This is a genomic window from Burkholderiales bacterium (assembly GCA_013695435.1).
Lineage (GTDB): Bacteria > Pseudomonadota > Gammaproteobacteria > Burkholderiales > JACMKV01 > JACMKV01.
In genome coordinates, this window is sequence record JACDAM010000023.1 from 1 (window position 1) to 4,517 (window position 4,517).

Consider the following 4,517-nt stretch of genomic DNA (forward strand, 5'->3'; position numbering starts at 1 on the left):
CCGTTTAGAAAACACACTGTCCACGAAAGCGGGTTAAGTCCAAATATACGATCACGCCTGGCCGCCTGGAGGGCCACGGGCGGCGCGGCAAGGCGCTCACCGCGGATTATGTGCTGATTTATCGCAACACTAGGCTGGCGGTCCTCGAGGCCAAACCCTGGGACGACCCGCTTACCGAGGGCGTGGCGCAAGCCAAGGAATACGCAGGGAAGCTCCGCATTCGCTTCACCTACTCCAGCAACGGGCAGGGCTTCTACGGGATAGACATGCATCAGGGAAAGGAAGGCGGATTACCCCGCTTCCCCACGCCCGATGAACTATGGAACCTTACCTTTGCCGAGCAGAACGCTTGGCGGGATCGCTTCGCCGCCGTCCCCTTCGAGGACCGGGGCGGATACTTCGAGGGACGTTACTACCAAGACATCGCCATCGAGCGTGTGCTGGAGGCCATCGCCGCGAATAAACAGCGCATTCTGTTAACGCTCGCCACTGGCGGGGGCAAGACTTTCATAGCCTTTCAGATCGCGTGGAAGCTCTTCCACAGTCGCTGGAATCTGAGCCGCGAACCAGCGCGCCGACCACGCGTCCTGTTCCTCGCTGACCGCAATATCCTTGCAGACCAGGCTTACAACGCCTTCTCCGCTTTCCCGGAGGATGCGCTGGTACGGATCGATCCAGAGGACATTCGCAAGAAGGGCAGAGTGCCGAAAAAAGGCAATCTGTTCTTCACGATCTTCCAGACCTTCATGAGCGGTCCGCCTAAAGACGGCAATCCTTCGCCCTACTTCGGCGAGTACCCGTCAGACTTCTTCGACTTTATCGTCATCGACGAGTGTCACCGCGGCGGAGCTAACGACGAAAGTAATTGGCGCAGCATCCTCGACTACTTCGCGCCCGCTGTGAAACTTGGTCTTACCGCTACCCCGAAGCGCAGGGACAATATCGATACCTACGCCTACTTCGGTGAGCCGGTATACGTGTATTCGCTGAAGGAAGGAATCAACGACGGCTTCCTGACCCCGTTCAAGGTCAAGCAGATCTCGACCACGCTCGATGAATACGTCTACACCCCGGACGACACGGTCGTCGAAGGCGAGGTGGAGAGCGGCAGGCGTTATGCGGAGGGCGATTTCAACCGGATTATTGAGATTCCCGAGCGCGAGAAAAAGCGGGTGGACATCTTCATGAGCCAGATGGATCAGCGCGAGAAGACGCTGGTTTTTTGTGCCTCGCAAGCGCACGCCCTGACTGTGCGCGACTACATCAACCAGGTGAAGGACAGCCGGGACCCTAACTATTGTCAGCGAGTAACTGCCGACGACGGCGATCTCGGCGAGCAGCATTTGCGCGACTTTCAGGACAACGAGAAGAGCGTTCCGACCGTACTCACGACCTCGCAAAAACTGTCGACGGGAGTCGATGCGCGCAACATCCGCAACATCGTACTGATGCGGCCGATCAACTCAATGATCGAGTTCAAGCAGATCATCGGGCGGGGTACTCGCTTATACGATGGAAAGGACTACTTCACGATCTACGACTTCGTGAAGGCGCACCAGCATTTCCACGACGAGAAATGGGACGGGCCGCCCACCGAAGAAGAAGAGTGCGCGCGATGCAGCAGCAGTCCGTGCGTTTGCGAAAGGACAGCGCCGCAACCTTGCCCCGCTTGCGGCAAACTCCGCTGTGAATGCAAATCCGAGGCTTGCCCTAAATGCGGCCAGTCTCCCTGCCAATGCAAAAGGAAGGCGAAGATCAAGCTCGCAGACGGCAAAGCCCGGGTCATCCAGCACATGATGGTCACTTCCTTCTGGCACCCCGACGGAACGCCCATGTCAGCTCAGCAGTTCATGGAAATGCTATTTGGCAAGCTTCCCGAATTCTTCAAGGACGAATCAGAACTACGCTCCCTTTGGAGCGCGCCTCATACGCGTGCGAAGCTGCTGGCGGGACTTGGAGAGAAGGGTTTCGGTCGGGAGCAAATGGCCGAGATGCAACGAATGATCGATGCGGAAAAGAGCGACTTGTTCGACGTACTCGCCTATGTTGCATTCGCACTTCCGCCCCTAACGCGTGAAGTGCGTGCGTCTGATGCAAAGGCGCATGTGCAGTCGAGCTTCAACGACAAGCAGCGAGCGTTCCTGGAGTTTGTGCTCGCCCAATACGTGCAGCAAGGCGTGGGAGAACTGGACCAGGAAAAGCTCACGCCCCTGCTAAGACTTAAATACAAAGACGCGATTGCAGATGCGATCTTGGACTTGGGCAGCCCGGAACAGATACGGACTGCGTTCATTGGATTTCAGAAGCATCTTTACCACAGACAATCAGTCTCGCATGCCGCAAGGTGAGCGTTAAACCCATACCGCGAAGCTGGCTCAGAATGTCGAATGCGCCCATCAGAATTCTTCGTAGTCGGGTCGGTTGGCGTCGGGTTGGCGCTTGCACAGATGCGTTATTCCTTTCTCGAAAGCATCGTCAGTTCCGTCAGTATCCCTTTGTTTACATGTGCTTGTGACTGACGATGCACTGACGATACGGTTCGCCGGATTTTGTTTCGTCAGTGTTCCGTCAGTCCTAAGGGATTTATCCAGTTGAATGACTGACGGAACTGACGTTACTGACGGTTGTTTCTTGGTTTTAATTATCTCTAGCATCCGCCGGCCATCAGAACCGGCGCGCGGAGCAGAATTGATGCTGACTCCCACCCGTCTGAGCAATGGCGTCAGCCGCCGCAGCGCATTGGACGCTCCCTTGCCCGACTTCGGCCACGACTGTGACTTGATCGCACGTTCATGAACGCTGTGCTCTAGTTCGTTCAGCAGGTCGGTCGCCGTGCCGGACCAGATAGCGCGTCTGTCCATAATAAGCCTGACCAACGCTTCGCCGAACGGCGAGGCTTCCAGGGACCTTTCGCTGCCTTCGTCCAGGTTCCGCCGATAGGCTTCAAGAAACTCGCCAGGCGCCCAACCAAGTGCGCCCTCTGCCGCCGTTATCCAACATACGAAGTCGGCCATTCTGGGTTTGCGGGCAAGGTGGATGTCCGGCAATTTCCGGATGGCGCACGACATCGCCGTATAGAGCCCCCCTAGCAACCGTGGACGCATCGATTCATAGCGCCGCAGGTTTTGCGTTTCGTCGGTTCTCTTTGTTTCAGAGATGGCGGGCAAACGCAGAATAATCGAGCGTTCCACAAGGTCGCCGCGCGATACCACTTCGTCGATACCGTTCATGATTATGGGACGCTGGACATGCACAATAATCTCGTCTCGGTTCGTGTATAGCTGCCTTTCCGCGAAACCGCCGCCGACAGCAAAGCGGCAAATCGCATCGCTGACTTCCGCCGTTAACGCGGACAAGTTGTCGAGCACCAGAACGTGATTGTTCGTCGCCGTCACGAGCAAGTCGCGGATATCCTTGTTCAAACCGCGCAGCGGGACGGTAGACGGGTCTATCAGATTGCGCAGGATGGTCGTCAGCGTGCTTTTGCCTGAACCCTGTTCGCCGTGCAGCACGAGTACGGGATAAGGTCCGCGACCGCGCGCTGCCATGAGTAGCCATCCGACGACCAGCGTTACGTCGGCGGGTTCGACATTCAGCAGTTTGTCGATGTTGTCGAGACTGCCGCTTACCGGGTCTGGCAGCGCCGCCATTCCCGCGCGCCGCGTGAACATAACCGGAGACTTATCGAGAACGCGCCAGCCGGTTTTGTCTATCTCGACAACGCGCCATTTTTCGTCGGCCAGGTCGATATAGATGCGGTCCGCGAGCCATGCAACTCGCATAAACACTTCCCGCTGTTCTGAGTCGTGTTGCGCCTTGGCGTCGATAGTAGCGACGGCATCGCCGATCGCTTGACCGCGCGCGCCTTGCTCGGTGAGCTTGTAATACTGATGGCCAAGCCAGTTACGGAATGCGCGCGACTGTATCGGCCAAACTTCACTGTGGCTCGGCTTAATGATAACGGCATAGCCGTTCGATTCGGCGTCGTGGAATAGCTCCAGAGGATTGCAGATTTCAATCAGGATGGTTGCCTGTGATTTCTTCTTGCCTTCCCCGGCGAATAGGGAAATATTAGTGCAAGGCGTGCCCGCTACCGCATTTTGCTCGCCCTGACTGTTCCCATCGTCTACCGGCTTTGCTGTGTCTATGGCGCTTCTGACGGCCTCAGCGCCTTGCAGCTTTGCCACGTCGTTAAAGTCCGTCGGCTTGTTCATAACGCGAACTCCGGACAAGCCACGAAAGCGCCGATTGTCCGCGCTGCTCGCGTCGCTTTATTGAGCCCCGGATTACCCGGCGTGAATTGATCGTTATCGGCGCAAAGAATGACGCGAATAGTGGGGAACTTCTGGCGCAGCGCTTTTGCCACTGGCGGCATATTGTCGGCGTCGAAAGCGACCGCGACGGGATAGCCTGTCGCCTCATGAATGCTGGCAGCGGTAGCGAAGCCTTCGGCGATGCAGAGCGCGCCGGACGCTTCGGCAATGGTTGCCGGCGCGTTACCGATGCCGAAATAGCAG

The 4,517-nt window shown here is 57.1% G+C and carries 2 protein-coding genes and 1 pseudogene; 1 reads left to right on the forward strand and 2 read right to left on the reverse strand.

Annotated features, from left to right (window positions below; translation table 11 throughout):
• Positions 1-29 precede the first annotated feature (29 nt).
• Positions 30-2,348, forward strand: a pseudogene (locus H0V78_01195) (DEAD/DEAH box helicase family protein).
• A 48-nt stretch (positions 2,349-2,396) separates the two neighbouring features.
• Here H0V78_01195 and H0V78_01200 read toward each other — a convergent pair.
• Together H0V78_01200 and H0V78_01205 are read right to left on the reverse strand one after the other, a co-directional pair.
• Entirely contained in the window at positions 2,397-4,214 is a 1,818-nt protein-coding gene (locus H0V78_01200) for a hypothetical protein (protein ID MBA2350435.1), read from the reverse strand.
• On the reverse strand, positions 4,211-4,517 hold a 307-nt coding region (locus H0V78_01205; GenBank protein ID MBA2350436.1), incomplete at its 5' end, for a toprim domain-containing protein. The genes H0V78_01205 and H0V78_01200, both read right to left, overlap by 4 nt.

Coding starts and splice junctions, on each gene's coding strand:
- H0V78_01200 (MBA2350435.1), bottom strand. CDS start 4,214: ATGAACAAGCCGACGGACTTTAACGACGTGGCAAAGCTGCAAGGCGCT.